The 21,991-nt window shown below is 63.2% G+C and carries 24 protein-coding genes; 14 read left to right on the plus strand and 10 right to left on the minus strand.

Going from position 1 to position 21,991, the window contains the following annotated elements; genetic code table 11:
- The first annotated feature begins 90 nt into the window (after positions 1-90).
- Positions 91-864 (plus strand): AraC family transcriptional regulator, encoded by a 774-nt coding sequence (locus H620_RS0111980; protein ID WP_023381779.1) that lies wholly within the window; start codon positions 91-93, stop codon positions 862-864.
- Here H620_RS0111980 and H620_RS0111985 read toward each other — a convergent pair.
- The gene (locus H620_RS0111985; protein ID WP_023381778.1) at positions 852-1,739 is read right to left on the minus strand and encodes a LysR family transcriptional regulator; all 888 of its coding nucleotides are present in this window, start codon (positions 1,737-1,739) and stop codon (positions 852-854) included. The two genes, H620_RS0111980 and H620_RS0111985, sit on opposite strands and share 13 nt — an antisense overlap.
- A gap of 208 nt (positions 1,740-1,947) precedes the next feature.
- Between H620_RS0111985 and moaB the strand changes: the two genes are divergently transcribed.
- Positions 1,948-2,487 carry a molybdenum cofactor biosynthesis protein B gene (gene moaB / locus H620_RS0111990; protein ID WP_023381777.1) on the plus strand — a complete coding sequence of 180 codons (540 nt, stop codon included), beginning with the start codon at positions 1,948-1,950 and terminating at the stop codon, positions 2,485-2,487.
- Positions 2,488-2,528: 41 nt separating this feature from the next.
- Here the strand turns inward: moaB and H620_RS0111995 are convergent, their stop codons facing one another.
- Both H620_RS0111995 and moaA read right to left on the minus strand, forming a co-directional pair.
- On the minus strand, positions 2,529-3,428 hold the full coding sequence (locus H620_RS0111995) for a bestrophin family protein (protein ID WP_027907421.1): 900 nt from the start codon (positions 3,426-3,428) through the stop codon (positions 2,529-2,531).
- Between the two features lie 20 nt (positions 3,429-3,448).
- Positions 3,449-4,453: a GTP 3',8-cyclase MoaA gene (gene moaA, locus H620_RS0112000; protein WP_027907422.1), complete on the minus strand. Its 1,005-nt coding sequence runs from the start codon at positions 4,451-4,453 to the stop codon at positions 3,449-3,451.
- A 282-nt stretch (positions 4,454-4,735) separates the two neighbouring features.
- Here moaA and H620_RS0112005 point away from each other — a divergent pair, with 282 nt between their 5' ends.
- Entirely contained in the window at positions 4,736-7,066 is a 2,331-nt protein-coding gene (locus H620_RS0112005) for an FdhF/YdeP family oxidoreductase (RefSeq protein ID WP_023381774.1), read from the plus strand.
- 69 nt (positions 7,067-7,135) lie between these two features.
- On the opposite strand, the gene H620_RS0112010 is transcribed toward H620_RS0112005, so the two are convergent.
- Positions 7,136-7,597, minus strand: a complete 462-nt coding sequence (locus tag H620_RS0112010; protein ID WP_023381773.1) for an Lrp/AsnC family transcriptional regulator — start codon at positions 7,595-7,597, stop codon at positions 7,136-7,138.
- 129 nt (positions 7,598-7,726) lie between these two features.
- On the opposite strand from H620_RS0112010, the gene H620_RS0112015 reads away from it, so the two are divergent.
- Positions 7,727-8,911 (plus strand): trans-sulfuration enzyme family protein, encoded by a 1,185-nt coding sequence (locus H620_RS0112015; protein WP_023381772.1) that lies wholly within the window; start codon positions 7,727-7,729, stop codon positions 8,909-8,911.
- Between the two features lie 52 nt (positions 8,912-8,963).
- On the opposite strand, the gene H620_RS0112020 is transcribed toward H620_RS0112015, so the two are convergent.
- Positions 8,964-9,200, minus strand: a complete 237-nt coding sequence (locus H620_RS0112020) for an HP1242/YdcH family protein (RefSeq protein ID WP_023381771.1) — start codon at positions 9,198-9,200, stop codon at positions 8,964-8,966.
- 116 nt (positions 9,201-9,316) lie between these two features.
- On the opposite strand from H620_RS0112020, the gene H620_RS0112025 reads away from it, so the two are divergent.
- The 5 genes from H620_RS0112025 to H620_RS0112045 all read left to right on the plus strand — a co-directional run bounded on the left by H620_RS0112025 (position 9,317) and on the right by H620_RS0112045 (position 14,043).
- On the plus strand, positions 9,317-9,682 hold the full coding sequence (locus H620_RS0112025; RefSeq protein WP_023381770.1) for a 5-carboxymethyl-2-hydroxymuconate Delta-isomerase: 366 nt from the start codon (positions 9,317-9,319) through the stop codon (positions 9,680-9,682).
- 164 nt (positions 9,683-9,846) lie between these two features.
- A complete protein-coding gene (locus tag H620_RS0112030) occupies positions 9,847-11,484 on the plus strand; it encodes a phosphoethanolamine transferase (protein ID WP_023381769.1) in 1,638 nt (545 codons plus the stop codon).
- Between the two features lie 124 nt (positions 11,485-11,608).
- Positions 11,609-12,742, plus strand: coding sequence for a ribonuclease D (rnd, locus tag H620_RS0112035; protein ID WP_023381768.1), 1,134 nt, complete (start codon positions 11,609-11,611; stop codon positions 12,740-12,742).
- Entirely contained in the window at positions 12,739-13,032 is a 294-nt protein-coding gene (locus tag H620_RS0112040) for a YcgL domain-containing protein (RefSeq protein ID WP_023381767.1), read from the plus strand. The genes rnd and H620_RS0112040 overlap by 4 nt, the downstream gene beginning before the upstream one ends.
- Before the next feature lie 78 nt (positions 13,033-13,110).
- Positions 13,111-14,043: a D-2-hydroxyacid dehydrogenase gene (locus H620_RS0112045; protein WP_023381766.1), complete on the plus strand. Its 933-nt coding sequence runs from the start codon at positions 13,111-13,113 to the stop codon at positions 14,041-14,043.
- Between the two features lie 76 nt (positions 14,044-14,119).
- On the opposite strand, the gene H620_RS0112050 is transcribed toward H620_RS0112045, so the two are convergent.
- On the minus strand, positions 14,120-14,713 hold the full coding sequence (locus H620_RS0112050) for a nitroreductase family protein (protein WP_023381765.1): 594 nt from the start codon (positions 14,711-14,713) through the stop codon (positions 14,120-14,122).
- 144 nt (positions 14,714-14,857) lie between these two features.
- Here H620_RS0112050 and H620_RS0112055 point away from each other — a divergent pair, with 144 nt between their 5' ends.
- Together H620_RS0112055 and H620_RS0112060 are read left to right on the plus strand one after the other, a co-directional pair.
- Positions 14,858-15,307, plus strand: a complete 450-nt coding sequence (locus tag H620_RS0112055) for a YcgN family cysteine cluster protein (protein WP_023381764.1) — start codon at positions 14,858-14,860, stop codon at positions 15,305-15,307.
- A 41-nt stretch (positions 15,308-15,348) separates the two neighbouring features.
- Positions 15,349-16,566, plus strand: coding sequence for a hypothetical protein (locus H620_RS0112060; RefSeq protein ID WP_027907423.1), 1,218 nt, complete (start codon positions 15,349-15,351; stop codon positions 16,564-16,566).
- Between the two features lie 24 nt (positions 16,567-16,590).
- Here the strand turns inward: H620_RS0112060 and H620_RS0112065 are convergent, their stop codons facing one another.
- Positions 16,591-17,061, minus strand: coding sequence for an RNA methyltransferase (locus tag H620_RS0112065; RefSeq protein WP_008095669.1), 471 nt, complete (start codon positions 17,059-17,061; stop codon positions 16,591-16,593).
- 71 nt (positions 17,062-17,132) lie between these two features.
- Entirely contained in the window at positions 17,133-17,504 is a 372-nt protein-coding gene (locus H620_RS0112070) for a YajD family HNH nuclease (protein WP_023381762.1), read from the minus strand.
- A gap of 131 nt (positions 17,505-17,635) precedes the next feature.
- On the opposite strand from H620_RS0112070, the gene H620_RS0112075 reads away from it, so the two are divergent.
- A complete protein-coding gene (locus H620_RS0112075) occupies positions 17,636-17,914 on the plus strand; it encodes a hypothetical protein (protein ID WP_023381761.1) in 279 nt (92 codons plus the stop codon).
- Here H620_RS0112075 and H620_RS0112080 read toward each other — a convergent pair.
- Together H620_RS0112080 and H620_RS0112085 are read right to left on the minus strand one after the other, a co-directional pair.
- Positions 17,911-18,378, minus strand: coding sequence for a cyclic nucleotide-binding domain-containing protein (locus H620_RS0112080; RefSeq protein ID WP_023381760.1), 468 nt, complete (start codon positions 18,376-18,378; stop codon positions 17,911-17,913). The two genes, H620_RS0112075 and H620_RS0112080, sit on opposite strands and share 4 nt — an antisense overlap.
- Before the next feature lie 117 nt (positions 18,379-18,495).
- Positions 18,496-20,538, minus strand: a complete 2,043-nt coding sequence (locus tag H620_RS0112085) for a S9 family peptidase (RefSeq protein WP_023381759.1) — start codon at positions 20,536-20,538, stop codon at positions 18,496-18,498.
- A gap of 158 nt (positions 20,539-20,696) precedes the next feature.
- Here H620_RS0112085 and H620_RS0112090 point away from each other — a divergent pair, with 158 nt between their 5' ends.
- Together H620_RS0112090 and H620_RS0112095 are read left to right on the plus strand one after the other, a co-directional pair.
- Positions 20,697-21,194: a hypothetical protein gene (locus H620_RS0112090; protein ID WP_023381758.1), complete on the plus strand. Its 498-nt coding sequence runs from the start codon at positions 20,697-20,699 to the stop codon at positions 21,192-21,194.
- A gap of 14 nt (positions 21,195-21,208) precedes the next feature.
- Positions 21,209-21,982: a class II glutamine amidotransferase gene (locus H620_RS0112095; protein WP_023381757.1), complete on the plus strand. Its 774-nt coding sequence runs from the start codon at positions 21,209-21,211 to the stop codon at positions 21,980-21,982.
- The last annotated feature ends 9 nt before the right edge of the window (positions 21,983-21,991 follow it).

Consider the following 21,991-nt stretch of genomic DNA (forward strand, 5'->3'; position numbering starts at 1 on the left):
GTAGGAGCGAGCCTTGCTCGCGATGCACCGCACAGGCGGTGCCGATTCTGAGTGCCGCGAAAGCGCCGTCACAATCAACCGAGAATCCCGATGCCCCACCACGCCCTGTACCAAGCCCTGGAAGCACAGAACCCCGCCACCCTCGAGGTGTTGCTGGCAAGCGTCACCCTGTTGCTCCCGATGCTCGACGTCATCCCAAACGCCGCCATCTTCATCAAGGACACCCAGGCCCGCTATGTCCTGGCCAACCGCACCCTGGTCCAGCGCTGTGGCCTCAAGCAATTGCAGCCATTACTGGGCAAGACCAGCGCGGAAGTGTTCCCTGCACAGCTGGGCCCGGGCTACACCGAACAGGACCGTCGCGTGCTGGAGCATGGCCTGGTGCTGGAAGACCAACTGGAACTGCACCTGTACGGTAGCCGCGAGCCTGGATGGTGCCTGACCCACAAGCGCCCGTTGTACGACCCGCAGGGGCGCATCATCGGCCTGGTCGGCATCTCGGTAGACTTGCAGTCAGCCGCCGATACCCACCCTGCCTACCAGCGTCTGGCCGCCGTGGACGAGCACATTCGTCTGCACTTTCACCAGCCCATCAGCATGGGCCAGTTGACCCGAATTGCTGGAATCTCCGTGGCGCAGCTGGAGCGCTACTGCAAGCGGGTGTTCCACCTCACGCCGCGGCAGATGATCCACAAGGCGCGCCTGGAGCACGCCCATCGCCTGCTGCACAGCGACTTGCCGATCACCGAGGTGGCTTTGCAATGCGGTTACACCGACCACAGCGCGTTCAGCCGGCAGTTCAAGCAACTGACCGGCTTCACACCCAGGCAATACCGCCAGGCGACGGCAACTCAGGAAGGTTGAAACAGGGCGCGAGCTTCGTCGAAACATTGCTCGGCAATCGCCGAGCGTGGCTCGCTGCGACGTAGCAGCAGGCCCACCGGGCTGTGGATGCTGGCGTCAACTACCGGGACGATGCGCATGTGTGCGCTCAGCGCTTCCAGCCCGCAGTCCAGCGGCATGACTGCGCAGCACACGCCGGCGGTGATCGCCTGGACCAGCTGGAAGCTGGAGTCGCTTTCCAGCACCGCCAGCGGCTCCAGGCCGCGGCTGCGGAAACTCAGGTCTAGCGACTGGCGGTAGTGCATGCCCTTGCTCAGCAGGCCCAGCGGAATGTCGGCCAGTTCGTCCCAGTGCAGTCGTGGGGCGTCGAACTGGAAAAAGCGCGTGTCATGCAACAGGCCCATGGTGGTGATGCCCAGTTCGATCACGTCGAAGAAGCTGGTGTTGACCTGGTCCAGGTAGCAGATGCCCAGGTCGAGCTGGTTGCGGCTCAGCCCGTCGATGATCTGCTCGGAGCTGAGCGAGCTCAGCTGAAAGTGCAGCTCAGGGTACTTGGCGCGCAGCGGCATCAGCAGGTGCATGGGGTTGAAGCTGGCTAGCGGTACGGTGCCCAGGCGCAGGCTGCCGACCACCTGGCCACGGCAACTGGCGGCCTCGGCCTGCAGACCGTCGTGGGCGGCGAGCAAGGTGCGCGCCCAGGCCAGGATGCGCTCGCCGGCTTCGGTGAATCCCTCGAAGCGCTGGCCACGCTTGACCAGCACCAGGTCCAGTTCGTCCTCCAGGTTGCGCAAGCGCATCGACAACGTGGGCTGGGTGATATGGCACAGCGCCGCGGCTTGGCCGAAATGGCGGGTCTGGTCGAGGGCGATGAGGAATTTCAGTTGCTTGATGTCCATGGTGCGGCCTGGTGTGCTGGGTAAGTGGACCTTAACCAAGTCTTGGCTGGCTGGCCATTGTTTGATGGTGTCCGGCCGTGTTGCTGGCAAGCCGGTGCCTGTAGCATGGGCCGATAGAGCCGATCGATGAACCCGTTCGCCATATCGATTGGACGCCTGGCGGCCAGGCCTCTAGCGTGGCGGCAATGCCATTCGAGGAGCACACCCTGTGAGCGTCAAACCCGATGCAGTGTTCGTACCGCTGAACATCGCTGTACTCACCGTCAGCGATACCCGAACCTACGACAACGACACCTCCGGCGAGCTGTTGGCCAGCCGCGCGGTGCAGATGGGCCATCGCCTGGTGGCGAGGTCGCTGCTCAAGGACGACCTGTATAAGATCCGCGCCCAGGTCGCCACCTGGATAGCCGACGACAACGTGCAGGTGGTGCTGGTCACTGGCGGCACTGGTTTCACCGGGCGCGACAGCACGCCTGAAGCGGTGCAGTGCCTGCTGGACAAGCGCATCGATGGCTTCGGTGAGTTGTTCCGTGCCCTGTCGATCCTCGATATCGGCACCTCGACGGTGCAGAGCCGGGCAATGGCCGGGCTGGCCAACGGTACCTTGGTCTGTTGCCTGCCAGGTTCGACCGGTGCCTGCCGCACGGCCTGGGAGGGGATCCTGGCCGAGCAGCTCGACGCCCGGCACCGGCCGTGCAATTTCGTACCGCACCTCAAGCCGATTGCGGTGTGCGAGAGCCGCGGTTGATGTCGGCCCTCAGTCGCCGGTAAACCGCGGCGATTGGGGCATCAGCTCAACACATGATCGACCGGTTGCAACGCCTCGGGCAATGGCTCGACCCCAAGCCCCGCCAGCACATCCCGTTCGATGGTGCGCACCATGGCATCGGTGGGCAAGTCGTTCTCATCGCGCCCGAACGGGTCTTCCAACTCATTGCCGATCGCATCCAGGCCAAAGAAGGTGTAACCCACGATGGTGGTGAACAGCGGCGCCAGCCAGCCCAGCGGCTCGGCCAGGGCAAACGGTAGCAACAGGCAGAAAATGTAGATGGTGCGGTGCAGCAACAGGGTGTAGGGGAACGGCAACGGCGTGCCCTTGATCCGCTCACAGGTAGCCTGCACCTGCGAAAGTCCCGTCAATCGCTGCTCCAGCAAGGTGTAGCGCCACTCGCTGATGTGGTTCTGTTCGGCCAGCTGTGAGCACTGCGCGCCGACCTGGCGCAGGATGCCGTCGCAAACGTTGTGCGGGCTGATACCGTGCGTGTCGGCCAGCCAGGGACGTGCCGCGGCAAGGTCGTCTTCATTGCGCAGCCTGGCATTGAGTGCATGGGCGAAGCCACATAGGCTGCGCAGAAACTGGCTGCGCAACTGCTCGTCGGTGATCGCCACGCTCTCGCGCACGAACGAACGGGTCTCGATGATCAGCATGCCCCAGGCCTTGCGGCCCTCCCACCAACGGTCGTAGCAGGCGTTGTTGCGAAAGCTCATGAAGATCGACAACGACAGGCCCAGCAGGGTGAACGGGGTCGCGCTGACCGGGTAGAAGAACGCCGGGAAGTGCCGCTCGACCAACACGATCAGTGCCGCCAGCAAGGTAACCGTGAGGCAACGCAAGGCAATGCGTTTGATGATCGACCCTTTGAGGGTGAACAACACGCGCAGCACATCAGGGCGGGAGTGGACGATCATGGAAGTCCAGAGGCGGGCACTCAGCCGCCGGTCATGTTCATGAAACGCAGGATCTGCACATCGCCGCCGACTTCGAAATGATGGCGGTATGGCTTGAGGTGCAGTGAGTCGCGGATGGCTTTTTCCAGGCGTTCGGGATTGCCCGGATGGGCACGAAGCACGTGCTTGAGGTCCACCGAGTGCTCATTGCCCAGGCACAGCAGCAGGCGACCTTCGACGGTCAGGCGCACGCGGTTGCAGGTGGCGCAGAAGTTGTGGCTGTGCGGCGAGATGAAGCCGACCCGACTGTCCGGCGCCTCGGCCAGGCGCCAGTAACGTGCCGGGCCTTGGGACGATTCGGTGGACTCTACCAGGGTGAAATGCTCGGCCAGGCGCTCACGCACCTCGTCGCTGGAGCAGAACGACTCGCCCCGCTCATGTTCGCTGATAACGCCCAAGGGCATTTCTTCAATGAAGGTGATGTCCAGGTCACGGTCGATGGCAAAGCGCACCAGGTCGACCAGTTCATCGTCGTTGCGCCCTTTGAGCACCACGCAATTGAGTTTGGTCCGGTGAAAACCGGCGCGGCGGGCGGCGTCGATACCCGCGATCACCTGGCTGAGGTCGCCTGTGCGGGTCAGCTGCTTGAAGCGCTCGGCATTCAGACTGTCGAGGCTGATGTTCAGGCGTGAGACGCCGGCGTCGAACAAGGGTTGGGCCATTCGCCCCAGTTGCGAGCCATTGCTGGTCAGGCATAGTTCACGCAGGCCCGGCAGGGCGGCGATGCGCTGGCACAGCTCGACGATACCCTGGCGTACCAGAGGCTCGCCGCCGGTTAGGCGGATCTTTCGGGTACCCAGGGCGACGAAGCGTTCGGCGACCTGGAACAGCTCTTCGAGGCTAAGGATCTGTTGGCGCGGCAGGAACTGCATGTCCTCGGCCATGCAATAGACACAGCGGAAGTCGCAGCGGTCAGTAACCGACATCCGTAAGTAGTCGATTTTCCGGTTGAAGCCGTCGATCAGGGGCCGGCTGTTCTGTTCCACGTTCGCGCTCGAATGAGGTAGGGGCGGCGGACGCCGCGTGTCAGGTTCAAGCTATAACCTGGCGCCACCCCCGTCAAATTGCTTTCTCCGACTAATTGATAAATACCCTCTATCGTGGCTGCACGTCCCGTGTGGCATGGGCTGTAGGGCATCATCGAGCCTGCTTATCGAGCCGTAAGGTATTTCGATTGGACGGCCTCGGTTCGGGCTCCATACGCTGGAAAAAAGCCGGGCAACTGACCTGGCGGCCTTTTTCGAATGCCCCGCGTGAGGATCCATCCCATGAGCCAAGACGAACACATCAGGGACTACAAAGGCCCCGCCGCCGGCTGGGGCGCGCTCAAGAGCGTGACCAAGAGCTGGCTGGGTAGTGACAACGCCTTCAAGAACCTGCGTGCCATGCTCAAGACCAATCAGAACGGCGGCTTCGACTGCCCAGGTTGCGCGTGGGGCGAGTCGCCGGAAAGCGACATGGTCAAGTTCTGCGAGAACGGCGCCAAGGCGGTGAACTGGGAGGCAACCGGCCGGTCGGTCGACCCGGCATTCTTCGCCAAGTACAGCGTCAGTGCCCTGGCCGAACAGACCGATTACTGGCTGGAGTACCAGGGTCGCCTGACCCACCCGATGCGCTATGACGCGGCCTCCGACCACTACGTGGAAACGACTTGGGACGACGCATTCGCCCTGATCGCCCAGCACCTGCAAGCGCTCGACTCGCCGGATGAGGCCGAGTTCTACACCTCGGGTCGGGCCAGCAACGAGGCGGCATTTCTCTACCAGCTGTTCGTGCGCGCCTACGGCACCAACAACTTCCCCGACTGCTCGAACATGTGCCATGAGGCCAGCGGTACCGGCATGTCCGAAACCCTTGGCGTGGGCAAGGGCACGGTGGTGTTCCACGACCTGGAGCTGGCGGATGCGATCTTCGTCATCGGCCAGAACCCTGGCACCAACCACCCGCGGATGCTCGAACCCCTGCGCGAGGCGGTCAAGCGTGGCGCACAGGTGGTGTGCTTCAATCCGCTCAAGGAGCGTGGACTGGAGCGCTTCCAGCATCCGCAGCATCCCTTCGAGATGCTCAGCAATGGCTCCGAGCCGACCAACACCGCGTATTTCCGCCCGGCCCTCGGCGGCGACATGGCTGCCATGCGCGGCATCGCCAAGTTCCTTCTGCAGTGGGAGCGCGAAGCCCTGGCCAAGGGTGAACCCCCCGTGTTCGACCATGTTTTCATCGCGGAGCACACCAGTGGCGTCGAGGCCTACTTGGCCGCGGTGGATGCCACCTCCTGGGAGCATATCGTCGAGCAGTCGGGTTTGACCCTGGCCGAGATCGAGTTGGCAGCACGTATGTACCGCAAGGCCGAGCGAGTGATCATGTGCTGGGCCATGGGGATCACCCAACACCGTCACTCGGTGGCTACGGTGCAGGAAATCGTCAACTTGCAGTTGCTGCGCGGTAACGTCGGCAAGCCGGGCGCAGGCCTGTCGCCGGTGCGTGGCCACAGCAACGTGCAGGGCGACCGCACCATGGGCATCGACGAGAAACCAAGGGCTGGGCTGCTCGATGCGCTGGAGAAGCGCTTCCAGTTTCGCGCTCCGCGTAACCCTGGGCACAACGCCGTGCTGGCGATCAAGGCGATGGAAGAGGGGCGGGCCAAGGTCTTCGTCGCGTTGGGGGGCAACTTCGCCCAAGCCACGCCAGATACGCCCCGTACCCACGCAGCCTTGCGCAACTGTGCGCTGACGGTGCAGATTTCCACCAAGCTCAATCGCTCGCACCTGGTTACCGGGCGCGATGCGCTGATCCTGCCCTGCCTGGGCCGTACCGAGATCGACCTGCAGGCCACCGGTCCGCAAGGTGTTACCGTTGAAGACACCTTCAGCATGGTGCATCTCTCCCACGGTCAACTGCGTCCACGGTCGCCCCATCTGCGTTCAGAACCGGCCATCATCGCCGGCATGGCCAAGGCCACCTTGGGCAACAAGCCCATCGACTGGGAATACGCCATCGCCGACTATGGCCGCATACGCAGTCTGATCGCCGATGTGATTCCGGGTTTTGCCGACTTCAACAAGCGCCTGCAGCATCCGGGGGGCTTCCACCTGGGCAACAGTGCCGCCGAGCGCAGTTGGCGCACCGCCACTGGCAAGGCGCGTTTCAGCGCCAGCCAATTGCCTGAACACCTGGTCAATGCCCAGGTGCTGGCCCGTGGTGACAAGCCGGACCTGATCCTGCAGACGCTGCGTTCGCACGACCAGTACAACACCACGCTATACGGCCTGGATGACCGCTACCGAGGGGTGTTCGGCCTGCGCGAGGTCGTGTTCGTCAATGAGGCTGACATTCGCCGCCTGGGCTTCGAGCCGGGTGAGCAGGTGGACATGGTGTCGCTGTGGGAGGATGGCCGCGAGCGTCGTGTAGCGGGGTTCCGTCTGGTGCCCTATGACGTGCCCGAGGGGCAGGCGGCGGCTTACTACCCCGAGACCAACCCGCTGGTACCGTTGGAAAGTTACGGCGAAGGGACCTACACGCCAACCTCCAAATTCGTGGCCATTCGACTGGAGAAAGCCAAGGCCGTTAACCGGATCGGCACCGTGCTGGCAGCGGACTGAACACAGCCCATCATCGCCGTCACGCTGATGCTGCAGGGGCCGGCGTGCCGGTGATGAGGCTGGCACCTGTCACGAACGATGCACCGGGTACGCCGTGGTGTACTTCATCTGCTCCATGGCAAAACTGGAAGTGATGTTGGAAAGTCCGTCGGTGCTGTTGATCAGTTTCTTGTAGAAACGGTCATATGCCGCGATATCCCCCACCACCACACGCAGCATGTAGTCCCAGTCTCCGGACATTCTGTAGAACTCCATCACCTCCTCGAAGCCGTTCACCGTCGTGGCGAACTGCTCCAGCCATGCGCTGTCGTGGCGTTGGGTCTTGAGCTGGACGAACACGGTCAAGCCCAGCCCTAGCCGCTGCGGGTCGAGCAACGCAACGCGGCCAATGATGTAGCCGTCTTCTTCAAGCCGTTTGACCCGCTTCCAGCACGGGGTGGTGGACAGGTTGACGGCCTCGGCCAGGTCCTTGAGGGAAATCGAAGCGTCGCGCTGGAGCAGGGTCAGGATGTGTTGGTCGAAACTGTCCATGGGCCTCTGGCGATCAAGTGAGAAAAATTATTCTCCGAGGGTAGCGTGAAATAGCAAAAAATACTGCTATAGGAGCCTCTTGCGCGGGTGTGAGATAGTGGCGCTCTTCAACCTGTCTCCCTTCGACCAATGGACCCGACCATGTCCGACAAGCCGCGTAATTTCGCCACCCGTACCATCCACGCCGGTGAACAGTCCAGCGTCGCCGACAATGCGATCTTCCCGCCGATCTACACCGCCAGTTCGTATATCAAGCGCAGTCTGGACGATAACCCCGAGTACGCCTACAGCCGTGTGGGCAACCCGACGCGGCATGCCTACGAAACCTGTGTCGCCGCCTTGGAAGAGGGCGTTGGCGCAGTGGCGTGCGCCTCTGGCGTGAATGCTACCGCCACGGTGCTCGAGCTGCTGCCCAAGGATGCCCATGTGGTGGTTATGAACGGCGTCTATGGCGGTACGTTCCGAATTCTGGAGGACTACCGCGGGCGTACCTCAGGGCTGACCACTACCTACGTCGACCTCAACGACATTCACGCGGTGGAGCAAGCGATTCGCCCCGAGACCCAATTGATCTGGATCGAGTCGCCGACCAACCCCCTGTTGCACCTGGTCGACATCAAGGCGGTGTGCGACCTGGCCCGTTCGCGCGGCATCCTCACCTGCATCGACAACACCTTCTGTTCGCCCTGGAATCAGCGCCCGATCACCCTGGGCGTGGACTTGGTGATGCACTCGGCGAGCAAATACATCGGCGGCCATTCCGACCTCACCGGCGGCGTGGTGGTGGCCGCCAACGAGCAATTGCTGGCCCGCCTGCGCAAGATCAGCATGGCGGTGGGCGCGATCCAGGGACCGTTCGACTGCTATCTGGCCCTGCGGGGGCTAAAGACGCTCGACGTGCGCATGGAGCGTCAATGCGCCAATGCGTTGCAGGTGGCGCGTTTTCTGGAAAGCCACCCGCAGATCGAGAAGGTCTATTACCCGGGGCTGGAAAGCCACCCGCAGCATGAGCTGTGCAAGCGTCAGATGCGCGCTGGCGGAGCGGTGGTGGCGATGAAGGTCAAAGGGGGTGACCGGGCGGCGCTCAATCGTCTGGTGGAGGCGTTGCGGATCTTTGTCCTGGCCGACTCCCTGGGCGGGGTGGAGAGCATGATCAACCATTCCTGGAGCATGTCCCACAATTCGCTGAGCCCGGCGCAGAAAGGCGAAATGGGGATCAGCGAAAACCTGTTGCGCCTGTCGGTGGGGATCGAGGATTACCGCGATTTGATCGAGGATCTGGACGGGGCGCTCAAGGCGTCCGCTGCGGTGTGAAGGCTGGGCCGGCTCCGTTCAGGAGCCGGCCTGCCGGCGATAGGGCGTGGAATCAGGATTTGGGCGGATGAATGATCCGTTCGATCTTGTCCTTGAGCAGTAACCGTTCCTTGCGCAGGCGATTGATCACATCGTCATTGGTGCCGTTGGTTTCGGCAGTCACTACTTCTTTGTCCTTGGCGTTGTATTCCTTGTGCAGCTTGTGAAGTTCCTGGTCCTTGTCGATGAGTGCCTGGAACTGGTCGGCGGATACGTGCAGGTCAGCGAGCAAATCGTGCGGAACTGGCATTTCTTCACCTCTGTCGGGTTGTCGGTAAGGTCCTGACCTTTGAGGATAGCCGCCTTTGCGCAGGTAGGGGACTGGGGTAGGCTGTCGCCTCCCTTCGGCGAACCGGAACCTGCGCCATGCCCCATCTGAACCTGGAATACAGCGACAACCTGCGTGAACTGAATGTCGATACGCTGCTGCTGCGCCTGAACCATGCGCTGGTCGGGAGTGGCCAGTTCGCCGATGAACGGGACATCAAGAGCCGGGCCCAGGCGTTTGCCCGCTACCGGGTCGGCACCGCGCCGGGTGAGCGGGCCTTCGCCCATGTGCGGCTGGCCATCCTCGATGGACGTTCGCCCCAGGTGAAGGCACAACTGTCTGCCAGTCTGCTCGAGGTGTTACGCGACGCCATCCCGCAGCACCCCGGCCTGGACCTTCAGCTGTGTGTCGAGGTACTGGACATCGAGCGAGTGCCGTACGCCAAACTCCACCTGCCAGGCTGAATGACAGCTGAATGAACGGCTTCTAATTTGAAAAAGATGCTGGCTCACGAATTTGTTGGCGTCTTTTTCACGAAAAATTGATGGTTCGCTTTCTAGAGTTTCGCCAACTTTACCAAGGTGCCTTTCAGGCCTTGGCTGATAATCACTCTTGATTGCGAACGCTGATGCTCAACTTCAAATACCTGCGGACCGAATGGGTTACGCTGCTGGCCAGCCTTTACCTGTTGATCGGCTTCAATGCCTTCCTCTGGCAGCACCTGGAGCACATCCTGCCGCCGGGCATGACCGGGCTTTGGTTGGGGTTGGCGTTCGCCCTGCTGATGGTGTTCGCCTTCAATCTGATCTTGACGCTGTTTGCCTTCCGCTACGTATTAAAACCGCTATTGATCCTCTTGTTCATGAGTGGCGCGGGGGTCGCTTACTTCATGAACCAATATGGTGTGCTAATTGACTCGGGGATGTTTCGTAATATCGCCGAGACCAATGTTGCCGAAGTGCGTGACTTGCTCTCCTTGAAGTTTGCGCTTTATATACTTTTGCTCGGTGTATTGCCTTCGGTCCTGTTGTGGAAGGCCCCCATCGCCTACCGCGCCTGGCACCGAGAACTGCTCGGCAAACTGGTGGTCAGCGGTGCCTGTGTCGTGGCCTTGGGCTCGGTGGCGCTGGTCAACTACCAAGGGCTGTCGTCGCTGTTTCGAAACCATCACGAACTGCGCCTGATGCTGACCCCCAGCAACATCGTCGGTGCTTCCATTGGCTATGTCAGCGAGCGGGTTGGTACGGCTGCGCGGCCGTTCGAGAACTACGGCGAAGATGCCCGTCGCGATGCCGCCTGGCAGCACCATGAGCGCAAATCGCTGACCGTCCTGGTCGTGGGCGAAAGCGCACGGGCAGAGAACTTCGGGGTGCTCGGCTACGACCGCGACACCACGCCAAGCCTTGCCAAGGAGCAGGGCCTGGTAGCATTTTCCGATGTGCACTCCTGTGGGACCGAGACTGCCGTGTCGGTGCCTTGCATGTTTTCCGGCATGGGGCGCAAGGATTACGACGCACGGGTGGCCAAGAATCGCGAAGGGCTGCTGGACATCCTCCAGCGCGCGGGTCTTGCCGTGCAGTGGCGCGACAACCAGTCCGGCTGCAAGGGCACCTGTGACCGTGTGCAGTTCGTCGATGTCAGCAACCTCAAGGACCCGACGCTCTGCGCCAACGGCGAATGCCATGACGAAATCCTGCTGCAGGGCCTGGGCGATCTGATCGACAACCTCGACAAGGACACCGTGCTGGTGCTGCACCAGATGGGCAGTCATGGGCCGGAGTACTACAAGCGTTATCCGGCGGACAGTGGTCGCTTTGGCCCGGTGTGCCAGAGCAATGCGCTGGACCAGTGCAGCCAGCAGGAGATCATCAACGGTTATGACAACACCCTTGCCTACACCGACAAGGTGCTGGCCTCGTTGATCGACATCCTGCGCAGCAAGCAGGACAAGGTCGATACCGCGATGATCTACCTGTCCGACCATGGCGAGTCGCTGGGCGAATACAACCTGTACCTGCATGGCACGCCCTACATGATGGCACCGGAGCAGCAAAAGCATGTGCCGCTGCTGACCTGGTTCTCCGACAGCTACCGTGAAGACTTCGGCATCGACAACGACTGCCTGGCCAAGCTCAGCGACGCGCCGTTGTCCCAGGACAACCTGTTCCACTCGATGCTCGGCCTGCTGCAGGTGCACACCGAGGTCTACCAGCAGTCGCTGGACATGTTCGCCAGCTGCCGGCCTTGGCTGGCGGCCAAGCGCTGAGAGAATGTCCAGCCCCCTCATCAAGGCTTCCAGGACACCACTGATCGACCTCAAGGATGGCGCAGGTTTCACCAGCAGTGCCCGCGCCGTATATACTGCGCGCCAATGTTAGTGGGAGAGCCTCGTGGCCATCGAAATACACTGGATTCGTGACGACCAGAGCCTGGCCGAACACTGCCTGCGCTGGCGCGAACTGCCGTTCGTCGCGCTCGATACCGAATTCATGCGCGTCGACACCTTTTACCCCAAGGCCGGTTTGGTCCAGATCGGCGATGGCCAGCGGGCGTTCTTGATCGACCCGCTGCTGATCGGCAATTGGCAACCCTTGGCCGAGCTGCTCGATGACAGCGCCGTGGTCAAGGTGCTGCACGCCTGCAGCGAAGACCTCGAAGTGCTGCTGCGCCTTACCGGCAAGCTGCCGCAGCCGCTGTTCGACACCCAGTTGGCGGCTGGTTACCTGAACCTGGGCTTCTCCATGGGCTATTCGCGCCTGGTTCAGGAAGTGCTGGGCATCGAGCTGCCCAAGGGCGAAACCCGCTCGGATTGGCTGCAGCGGCCGCTGTCGGAAACCCAGGTGAGCTACGCCGCCGAGGATGCCGTGCATTTGGCCGAGCTGTTCGCCGCCCTGCGTCCGCGGTTGTCCGATGACAAGTACGCCTGGGTGCTGGAAGACGGTGCCGAGCTGGTGGCTCAGCTGCGCCGTGAGGTCGAGCCTGAAACCCTCTACCGTGAGGTCAAGCTGGCCTGGAAGCTGTCGCCCCAGCAACTGGCGGTGTTGCGCGAACTCTGTGCCTGGCGCGAGCGAGAGGCCCGCAGCCGCGATGTGCCGCGCAATCGCATCCTCAAGGAGCACTCGCTGTGGCCGATGGCCAGGACCCAACCCGACAGCCTGTCGGGCCTGGCCAAGATCGACGAGATGCACCCGCGCACCATTCGGCAGGACGGCGAGTTCCTGATCCAGCTGATCAAGCGTGCCGCCAGCCTGCCCAAGGAGCAATGGCCGCAGGCGCTGCCCGAACCACTGCCGATCGAAGCCGCAGGCATCCTCAAGCGCCTGCGCGCCGTTGGCCAGGCCGAAGGCGAACGCTTGGGCATCGCCCCGGAACTGATGCTGCGCAAGAAGACCCTGGAAGCCTTGCTCAAGAGCGGCTATCCCAATGGCCCTTATCAACTGCCCGATTCGCTGCGCGGCTGGCGTCGCCAGCGCATGGGCCAGGCCCTGCTGGACAACCTGGCGGGCGCCGGAGAGACCCAATGAAACGTATCTGCTCGATCTACAAGAGCCCCCGCAAGCACGAAATGTACCTCTATGTGCTCAAGGCCGACGGCCTGGAGCGCGTACCCGAAGGCCTGCTGCCGTTCTTCGGCACCCCCGTGCACGCCTTCGACCTGGTGCTGACCCCTGAGCGCAAACTGGCCCGCGAAGACATCGCGAAGGTGCTGGAGAACCTGGAGAACCAGGGCTATCACCTGCAGATGCCGCCACCTGAAGACGACTACATCGAGCACCTGCCCGAAGAGTTGCTGCGCCGTAACGATCCCGCCTGACCCAGGCGCGGTTACCCACTTTTGCCAGGCGGCCCGCAGATCGGGCCGCTGTCGTTATCTGTCAAGGTTGTCACGTCGATGCGCGTTCTGATCGCTGAACAGGATCATGCCACTTATGCCCGCCTGCTGAGTGAGTTGGCCCCGGATCTGGAAATCCTGACCAGCGGCGATTCCGCCGAACTGGCGCGCCAGGCGCCAGAATGCCCGGTATGGCTGGGTCAGCCGGACTTGCTGGCAAGCCTGCTGCGCCAGGGCCACAAACCCGACTGGATGCAATCGACCTGGGCCGGCATCACCCCGTTGCTGGCCCAGGGCCTGCCGCGTGATTACCGTTTGACCCGGGCGGTGGGCATCTTTGGCCAGGTAATGGCCGAGTACATGCTGACCTATATGCTGGTCCATGAGCGCGAAGTGCTGTCACGCCTGGTCAGCCAGGTCGAGCGGCGCTGGGATGATCGTCCTGGGCGTTCGCTGCAAGGGCGCAAGGTGCTGATCGTCGGTACCGGTGATATCGGCCAGTGCGTGGCCGAGTTTCTCCAGCCGTTCGGGGTGACGCTGTACGGCGTTGCCAGCCGTGCCCGCGAGCAGGCGCCGTTCGTCGAGGTGGCTGGCCTGGAGGACTTGCCGCGGCTGGTGGGGCAGGTCGACTACGTGCTCAACCTGCTACCGGATACCCCAGCGACCCATGATGTGTACGACGCAGCGCTGTTCCAGCGGTTCCAGCCCAGTGCGTTGTTCATCAATGCCGGTCGAGGTGTGGCCGTGGTCGATGCCGACCTGGTCGAGGCGTTGAAGCAAGGGCACCTGGCGGGTGCGGTGATCGACGTCTGCCGGCAAGAACCTTTGCCCCAGCGGCATCCGTTCTGGACCGCCTGGGGTTTGCTGCTGACCGGGCATAGCTCGGCACCGACGTCGCCGGTGGCGATGGTGCGCTTGTTCGTCGAGAATGTGCGCGGGTATCAGGCGGGCGAGGGGTTGCGTGGCGAAGTGGCTTTCGCCCGGGGTTACTGAACTATCTGCAGCGTTGCGGCCAACCCCACGCAGGAGCCGGCTTGCCGGCGATCAAGCCGGAAAGCCAGCCAAAGGCTCAGAGGCTGAAATCACCCTCGGCCGCCAACTCGCTCAGCGGTCGGCGTGGGCTCGGCACTTCACGGGCTTGCAGCGCTTCGTCCAGGCTGGCCTTGTCGCCCAGCTTGCCGATCGCCACCATGGCGTGCAACTCGTAGCCCTCGGGAATTTTCAGTGTTTCGCGGGCCAACGCCTGATCGAACCCGGCCATGCCGTGGGTGTGCCAACCGCTGATGCTGGCTTGCAGTGCCAGGTGGCCCCAGGCGGACCCGGTGTCGAAGGTGTGCCACAGGGCCGGCTTCTCTTCGTGGGTGCCGGGTGCGGCGAATGTGGTCTTGGAGATGATCAGCACCAGCGCGGAGGCCTGTTGCGCCCAGCTGCGGTTGAACGGCACCAGCAGGTCCAGGTAGCGCTCCCAATGCGCGGTGTCCCGGCGTGCATAAAGGAAACGCCACGGCTGCGAGTTGTAGGCCGATGGCGCCCAGCGTGCGGCTTCCAGGAAGCTGAGCAAGGTTGCTTCGCTGATCGGCTCGGCGGTGAAGGCGCGGGGCGACCAGCGGTTGATGAACTGCTCGTTGATGGCGTAATCGGCGATGCGAGGGTTGGCGCTCATGGCTGCTCCTGCAATGGGTGGGAAATACCGCACGCTACTGCCTGCGCGCGGGACTGACAAGCGGTCTGGCTTTGCCGAAGGCCAGGCTCTAGACTGGCGCCGCCGCGCGCCGCGGACTCAAGATGACTGCAGGAAACCCGTGTGATGATTGCTGACGACGCGCCGTTCTGGCGGCGCAAGACCCTCGAACAACTCGACCCGCAGGAGTGGGAATCGCTTTGCGACGGCTGTGGTTTGTGCTGCCTGCAAAAGCTCGAGGACGAGGACGACAACAGCGTCTATTACACCCGCATCGCCTGCAAGTTGCTGGACCTGAACACCTGCCAGTGCAGCGACTACCCCAACCGCTTCGCCCATGTGCCCGACTGCATCCAGCTCACGCCGGGCAAGGCCGACCAGTTCAAATGGTTGCCCAGCACCTGCGGCTATCGCCTGGTCAGCGAGGGCAAGGACCTGCCAGCCTGGCACCCTCTGGTGTGCGGTGACCGCAAACAAGTCCACGAACAGCGCATTTCCCAGTCCGGGCGTATGCTCAGCGAGCATGATGTGGATGAAGACGACTGGGAAGACCACCTGATTTTCCGCGCCAGCTGAACGGCGCGCCCAGTCGCCTCTGGGAAACAAGGAGTTTCTGTATGCGTTGTCAGCTGTTGTTGCTGTTGGGCCTCGTGGCCTGTGCCCCAGCCTGGGCCAAGAAGGTCGATCTCGATTACCAGGTGCGCCTGTTGCCCGAACAAGGCCAGGCCGAAGTGCGACTGACCTTGGGCGATGGCAGCGCCGTACGCTCGCTGGATTTCGACTTGGGCAAGGCGGGTGCGTACAGCGGTTTTCAGGCCGATGGGCAATGGCAACAGCAGGGTGAGCGTGGCGTGTGGCATCCGGCGGCGGGCAAGACCAGCCTCAGCTACCGGGTGCAACTGGACCAGAAACTGCGTAGTGGCGCGTATTCATCGCGCATGACCCCGCACTGGGCATTGTTCCAGGGCGAGCAACTGGTGCCGTCGGCGCGCCTCGACCAGCAGGACGGTACCGAGCTGGTGGCGCGCCTGGCATTCGACCTGCCTGCCGGCTGGAAAAGCGTCGAGACGGCGTGGCCGCGTATCGGCAAGGACAAATTTCGCATCGACAACGTGTCGCGCTTGTTCGACCGCCCGACCGGTTGGATGCTCGCGGGCAATCTGGGCAGCCGCCGTGCTCGTCTGGGCGAGACCGAGGTCACTGTCGCCGCTCCGGTGGGACAGGGCATGCGCCGAATGGACAACCTGACGCTGCTGACCTTCGTCTGGCCGCAGTTGCAGGCGGTGTTCCCGCGTAACCCGCCAAAGCTGCTGGTGGTGGGGGCCCGCGATGGCATGTGGCGCGGGGCGATGGCGGCGCAGGGATCGTTGTACCTGCACAGCGCCAGACCTATGGTGGGCGAAAACGGCAGCAGTCCGTTGTTGCGCGAGTTGGTGCAGTTGTTCGCACAGATCCACGGCCACGAGGACAGTGACTGGATCGGCGAAAGCCTCACCGACTACTACGCCAGCGAATTGTTACGCCGGGCCGGCGGTGTCAGCGATGACCGTTACCAGGCCTGGCAGGCGCGCCTGCACAAGCAGGCGGCCAAGGTCTCTCACTTGGGCGGCGAGCACGCGACCCCGGCGCAGGTGGCGCGTGGTGTGCTGTTGTTGCAGGCGCTGGACAAGGAGATCCGTCTTCACACCCAGGCCAAGCGCTCGCTGGATGATGTGGCCCGGGCCTTGATGCGCCTGCCGAGCGTCAGCACCGAGGCGTTCGTACAGATCAGCGAAAACGTGCTGGGGCGCCGATCCGAGGCGTTGCAAAGCAAGGTCCTGGCTTCGGGCGACTGATAGGCCGCCGCCAGCGCGGTTCGCTTATTTGAACTTGGGCCCGGAGCGGGTATTCAACCCCTTGGCCAAGCGATCATACAGCACCACGTTCACCGTCGCCGCCAGGTTCATGCAACCCTCGGTCGGAATGTAGATGGTCTCTTCGCACCACGCCCGAACATCGGCGCTCAGGCTGCCGTCTTCCGGGCCGAAGATGTAGATGGCGCGGTCGGGGTGGGTGTACTCGGGCAGGGGGCGGGCGCCTTCGACCAGCTCCACCGCCACGGGTGTGCACCCCAGCGGAATGATGCGCTGCAGGTCATCGATGCCGATCAATGGGATGTCGTAGTGCACTCGCTTGGTGTCGGTGACGAAGTCACGCGCGCGTTCATACCGCTTGCCCGTGTAGAACACCGAGTTGACGCCGTAGCAACCCGCTGCGCGCATCACCGAACCTACGTTCTCCGCTGATTTGGGATTGAACAGGCCGATGCAGCTGTACCGTTTGTTTGCCACGTGCCGGGGTCCTTCGCAAAAAAAGCGCGATTATACGGGCTACCCGGCGGCAGTGGGGGGCGAAACGACGTTCAGTCTTTCTTGAGCATGCCCGCCAACCCAGCGAATGGGTTGTGGGTGGCCTTGGCGATGCTTGGCGTGCTGGTCGACCCTTCGCTGAAATACTGCTGGTCGGTGTAGCGCGAGTGCTCGTTGTCGTGGCAGTACAGGCACAGCAGCTCCCAGTTCGAACCATCCTGGGGGTTGTTGTCGTGGTTGTGGTCGCGGTGGTGCACGGTCAGTTCGCTCAGGCGCTTGCCGGAGAACTCACGGGCGCAGCGGCCACACACATGCGGGTACATTTTCAGGGCTTTGTCGCGGTAGCCCATTTCTTTGTCGCGCTTGGCGTCGGCCAGGATGCGGTCGAGGCGGGCGGTGGCGGCGGAAGTGGAGGCCGAACTCATGGTGTTTCCTTTGTCTTGATCAGGCAAATGACGGTTCTACTCTTGAGTCTAGCGCGCTTGCGGGGCCCTCGGACAGGCAAAAAGTGCCAGGAAGGCGTAGCCTGTAGATTGGTCCCGACAGGAGGTTGCAGATGGTCCGTGCGATCCTCACCGCGCTGCTGCTCGCCGTGGTGCCAACAGTCGAAGCCGCGGGTACGCCACCGCGGATCAACACACCCGTGCCTGGAGCGCCTGGCACGCCGACGCCAACGCCTTACCCGCAAATCACCCCGAGCACGCCGCCCAAGGCGAATGACAGCCAGCCAGGTGGCCCGCTGTTGCCACCGATGCCGGTGCCTGGACCGCCCAAGGACCAGCCTTTGCCTGGGTTGCGCCCTGAACCGGTGAAACCACCGCCTGACGACGATTAAAGTGCCAGGCGTTGGCCATCCTGCATGCGCAGGCGTTTCGAAAGGGTCACGGCCAGCGCGCGGATGATCCGTGCGGCGATACGGGGTGCCTCATTGAGCATCTTTTCCAGCGAGTCCTTGCCCAGGGTCAACAGCAGGCAGTCGCTGGCGGCGATGCAGCTGGCCGAGCGCCGTTCGCCGTCGAGTACGGCCATTTCACCGAAGGCGCGGCCCTTGCGCAGGGTGGCGATTTCGACCTGGGCACCCGTGCTGTCTGTCTTGCGCACCGAGACCACGCCCTGGTGCAGGATGCACATGAAGGTACCGGCGTCGCCTTCGTTGAAGATGGTATGGCCCTCACGGATTTCGGTCAGGCTGAAATAACCAGCGGCGGCCTGGAAGTCGCTGAGCTGCAGGTTGTCGAACTGGCCGCAGTCCATGAGCATGTCGCGGATTTCGGTGTTCAGAAGGGTTTGGTCGGGCATGTGTCGTTCTTCTTCGCGGCTGTTGTCCGAGAGCGTGGGGCACACCTTCTGGAGCCGGATTGCCGGCGTTAGGACCTTCAGGTGCGCTGCGCTGGGTATGACAACAAAAAACGCGATTTACGCCACGCCCAGCTCATTCAACACGAACGCGTACTCCAAGGCCACGTCCTTGAGCCCTTGGTACCGACCGCTCATGCCGCCGTGCCCGGCGCCCATTTCGGTCTTGAGCAGCAGCAGGTTGTCGTCGGTCTTGCGCGTGCGCAGGCGTGCCACCCACTTGGCGGCCTCCCAGTACTGAACGCGGCTGTCATTGTAGCCGGCGACCACCAGCATGGCCGGATAGGCCTGGGCCTTCACGTTTTCGTAGGGGGCGTAGGCCTTGATCCGCTCATACACCTCTGGCGCTTGCGGGTTACCCCATTCGTCGTACTCGGTGACGGTCAGCGGCAGGTCGGGGTCGAGCATGGTATTGAGAACGTCGACGAACGGCACTTCGGCTATGGCGCAGCGGAACAGCTCCGGGCGCAGGTTGAGCACGGCGCCGATCAGTAACCCACCAGCGCTGCCGCCGCTGATGGCCAGGCGATCGGCACAGGTCACGCCTTCGGCGATCAAGTGCTCGGCGCAGGCGATGAAGTCGTTGAAGGTATTCTGCTTGTGCTCCTGCTTGCCCGCGCGGTACCAAGCCTCACCCAGCTCGCCGCCGCCCCTGACGTGGGCGATGGCGAAGGCTACGCCGCGCTCCAGCAGGCTCAGGCGGGCATGGGAGAACCATGGGTCGAGGCTCTCGCCATAGGCGCCGTAGCCGTACAGGTACAGTGGCACGACCTTGCCGGCATCCGTACGCCGGCGCACCAGGCTGATCGGCACACGGGTGCCGTCCTGGGCGATAGCCCACAAGCGTTCGCTCACGTAGTCGTCGGCGTCGAATGGCCCTAGCACCGGGGTTTGCTTGAGCACTTGCTGGGCACCGCTGGCCAGTTCCAGCTGGCGTACCTGGGCCGGGCGGTTGAGGGCCTCGTAGCGCAGGCGAATGCGGGGGCTGGAAAACTCCAGGCTGTCCTGCACATACAGGCTGTAGGCCGCATCGGGCAATTCGACACGGTACGGCTGCAGGCCCTGTGGACGAACCTCGATGATCGGCAAGCCGCCTTCGCGCAGGCTCAGGCTCAGGGCGCTGGCGTTCAGGCTCAGGCCTTCGAGCATGATTTCATCGCGATGCGGTACCAGCACCTGCCATTGCTGGCGGGTTGGTACCTGGCTGGCCGGTGCGTGGTACAGGGCAAAGTTGATGCCATCCTGGTTGGTGCGGATGAACCAGCGCCACTCACCGTCAAGCTGGCCGTGGTCCGGGAAGTACTCGTGGTCTTCCTGGCGCGGTGCCAGGCAGGTGAATTCGGCTTGCGGGGTGCTAGCGTCGAGCACCCAAGCCTCGCTGGTGGTCTTGCTGTTGAGCAGCAGCACCAGCTGCTGCTCGGAGCTGGAGCGGTAGCAGTGCAGGAAGAAGCGGCCATCGGTCTCTTCGAACACCGTCGCTGCCGAGGCCTCGCCGAGGGTGTGGCGGCGCAGGCGCCACGGGCGGTGGGTGTCGTCCAGCTCGGCGAAGAACAGCGTTTGGCTGTCGTTGGCCCAGGTCATGCTGCCGTCACAGTCGTCGAAGGGCAGGGTGGTGACGCTCTCGTCGGCCAGGTCCTTGACGTACAGCGTGTAGATTTCGTCGCCGCTGGTATCCAGGCTGTAGGCCAGCAAGCGGTGGTCGGGGCTGACGTTGAACGCGCCCAGCGACAGGAAGCCGCCATTGGCCAGGGCGTTGGGGTCCAGCAGCAGCTGCTCGCGGCTTTCATCGACGGTGTTGGCGTCGTCCGCCGGGCGCGGGCAGCGATAGTGCCTGGGGTATTCGTCGCCCGCCGTGGTGCGGGTGTAGTACAGGTACGGGCCCCAGGGCGAGGGCAGCGACAGGTCGGTTTCCTGGATACGGCCCCTGATCTCCTCGAACAGCTGCTCGCGCAAGGGCGCCTGGTCGGCCAGGCAGGCTTGCTGGTAGGTGTTTTCCGCTTGCAGGTAGGCCAGTACTTCAGGGGTGTCGCGTTGTTGCAGCCAGGCGTAGGGGTCGGTTGCCGAGTCTTGGCGGGCGATGGGGGGCTGAGGTTTGCTGGGCATCGGGGATCTCTTGGCTGGGGGCTGTCGGTGCGCGTACCTGCCCCCTCGCGGGGAAACCCGCGAAGAGGCCCTAACAGGCTAGCGCTGTCGCCGGGGGGCGCCTGCGCCCTGAAAAGTGTTTATCATAGGCATCTCTTTGCCTGGCTTGCACGATCACCATGACCGAGAACGACTATACCCTCGCCTGGGGCCTCTACGCCCTTGCCGCCCTGGGCTGCCTGCTGGTGGGCTTCAAACTCACCGGCTGGATGTGGCGCTGGCTGCGTGAACCGCTGCGGGTGATCCTGGCGGTGCTGCTGCTGACCCCAACCATCGTAGACCCGGTCAAGGAAAGCTTCGCCCCGGCCATCGCCATCACCACCCTGGACGTTGCCTTCAAGGTGGGCAACAACGCCTGGCGCGCGGTCTCCGATTTCGCTCTGTACGGCATGATCGCCTTCGCGCTGTATGCACTGTTCGTGCTGGTCCGCTGGCCGCTGGAAAAACGCGCCCGCGAGCGCCGTGCGAATGCCGAGGCTACCGCCAAGCGTCAGGCAGCCGAGGATGAGCAGGTCGCGTCCGAGTCCGCCTTCGGTGCCGACCGCCGCGACCGCTACCGCGACGACCCGGCGCCAACGCCGATGACCGGCCGTGGCCGGGTAGAACCGCGCTTGTAAACGGAGCGACGAGCATGTGTGAACTGCTGGGCATGAGTGCCAACGTCCCTACCGACATCGTCTTCAGCTTTACCGGCCTGATGCAACGGGGCGGGCGTACCGGCCCGCACCGTGATGGCTGGGGCATCGGGTTTTACGAAGGCCGTGGCCTGCGGCTGTTCCAGGACCCGGCGGCGAGTAGCGAATCGGAAGTCGCCAACCTGGTGCAGCGCTACCCGATCAAGAGCGAAGTGGTCATCGGCCACATCCGCCAGGCCAACGTCGGCCGGGTCTGCCTGTCCAACACCCATCCGTTCGTCCGTGAAATGTGGGGGCGCAACTGGTGCTTCGCACACAACGGCCAGCTGGGCGACTTCAAGGGCGAGGCGACGTTCTACCGGCCCGTGGGCGACACCGACAGCGAAGCGGCCTTCTGCGACCTGCTCAACCGCATCCGTGCGGCTTTCCCCGAGCCTGTGGAGGTGGAGCAGTTGCTGCCGGTGCTGGTGGAGGCCTGTGCCGGTTACCGTGGCAAGGGCGTGTTCAATTGCCTGCTCAGCGACGGCGACTGGCTGTTCTGCTTCTGTTCGACCAAGCTGGTACACATTACCCGTCGCGCGCCATTCGGTGCCGCGCGTTTGAAGGATGTCGACCTGATCGTCGATTTTCACACCGAAACCACCCCCAACGACGTGGTCACGGTGATCGCCACCGAAGCGCTCACCGAAAACGAAACCTGGAACCGCTACGAGCCGGGCCAGTGGGCGTTGTGGCGGCACGGAGAGTGCGTTTCCCACGGCCAGAGCTAAGGACGCTGC

Origin of the sequence: Pseudomonas taiwanensis DSM 21245, from assembly GCF_000425785.1 — a bacterium.
GTDB classification, from domain to species: Bacteria; Pseudomonadota; Gammaproteobacteria; order Pseudomonadales; family Pseudomonadaceae; genus Aquipseudomonas; species Aquipseudomonas taiwanensis.

What these genes read in the sequence shown, in the direction of transcription:
- H620_RS0112010 (WP_023381773.1), bottom strand. Translation starts at nt 7,597, where the DNA reads ATGGACAGTTTCGACCAACACATCCTGACCCTGCTCCAGCGCGACGCT.
- H620_RS0112075 (WP_023381761.1), top strand. Translation starts at nt 17,636, where the DNA reads ATGGTCCGTGCGATCCTCACCGCGCTGCTGCTCGCCGTGGTGCCAACA.
- H620_RS0112090 (WP_023381758.1), top strand. Translation starts at nt 20,697, where the DNA reads ATGACCGAGAACGACTATACCCTCGCCTGGGGCCTCTACGCCCTTGCC.
- H620_RS0112085 (WP_023381759.1), bottom strand. Translation starts at nt 20,538, where the DNA reads ATGCCCAGCAAACCTCAGCCCCCCATCGCCCGCCAAGACTCGGCAACC.
- H620_RS0112005 (WP_023381774.1), top strand. Translation starts at nt 4,736, where the DNA reads ATGAGCCAAGACGAACACATCAGGGACTACAAAGGCCCCGCCGCCGGC.
- H620_RS0111995 (WP_027907421.1), bottom strand. Translation starts at nt 3,428, where the DNA reads ATGATCGTCCACTCCCGCCCTGATGTGCTGCGCGTGTTGTTCACCCTC.
- H620_RS0112040 (WP_023381767.1), top strand. Translation starts at nt 12,739, where the DNA reads ATGAAACGTATCTGCTCGATCTACAAGAGCCCCCGCAAGCACGAAATG.
- H620_RS0112020 (WP_023381771.1), bottom strand. Translation starts at nt 9,200, where the DNA reads ATGCCAGTTCCGCACGATTTGCTCGCTGACCTGCACGTATCCGCCGAC.
- H620_RS0112050 (WP_023381765.1), bottom strand. Translation starts at nt 14,713, where the DNA reads ATGAGCGCCAACCCTCGCATCGCCGATTACGCCATCAACGAGCAGTTC.
- H620_RS0111980 (WP_023381779.1), top strand. Translation starts at nt 91, where the DNA reads ATGCCCCACCACGCCCTGTACCAAGCCCTGGAAGCACAGAACCCCGCC.
- H620_RS0111985 (WP_023381778.1), bottom strand. Translation starts at nt 1,739, where the DNA reads ATGGACATCAAGCAACTGAAATTCCTCATCGCCCTCGACCAGACCCGC.
- H620_RS0112045 (WP_023381766.1), top strand. Translation starts at nt 13,111, where the DNA reads ATGCGCGTTCTGATCGCTGAACAGGATCATGCCACTTATGCCCGCCTG.
- H620_RS0112080 (WP_023381760.1), bottom strand. Translation starts at nt 18,378, where the DNA reads ATGCCCGACCAAACCCTTCTGAACACCGAAATCCGCGACATGCTCATG.
- H620_RS0112095 (WP_023381757.1), top strand. Translation starts at nt 21,209, where the DNA reads ATGTGTGAACTGCTGGGCATGAGTGCCAACGTCCCTACCGACATCGTC.
- H620_RS0112070 (WP_023381762.1), bottom strand. Translation starts at nt 17,504, where the DNA reads ATGAGTTCGGCCTCCACTTCCGCCGCCACCGCCCGCCTCGACCGCATC.
- H620_RS0112060 (WP_027907423.1), top strand. Translation starts at nt 15,349, where the DNA reads ATGCGTTGTCAGCTGTTGTTGCTGTTGGGCCTCGTGGCCTGTGCCCCA.
- H620_RS0112030 (WP_023381769.1), top strand. Translation starts at nt 9,847, where the DNA reads ATGCTCAACTTCAAATACCTGCGGACCGAATGGGTTACGCTGCTGGCC.
- H620_RS0112015 (WP_023381772.1), top strand. Translation starts at nt 7,727, where the DNA reads ATGGACCCGACCATGTCCGACAAGCCGCGTAATTTCGCCACCCGTACC.
- H620_RS0112055 (WP_023381764.1), top strand. Translation starts at nt 14,858, where the DNA reads ATGATTGCTGACGACGCGCCGTTCTGGCGGCGCAAGACCCTCGAACAA.
- H620_RS0112025 (WP_023381770.1), top strand. Translation starts at nt 9,317, where the DNA reads ATGCCCCATCTGAACCTGGAATACAGCGACAACCTGCGTGAACTGAAT.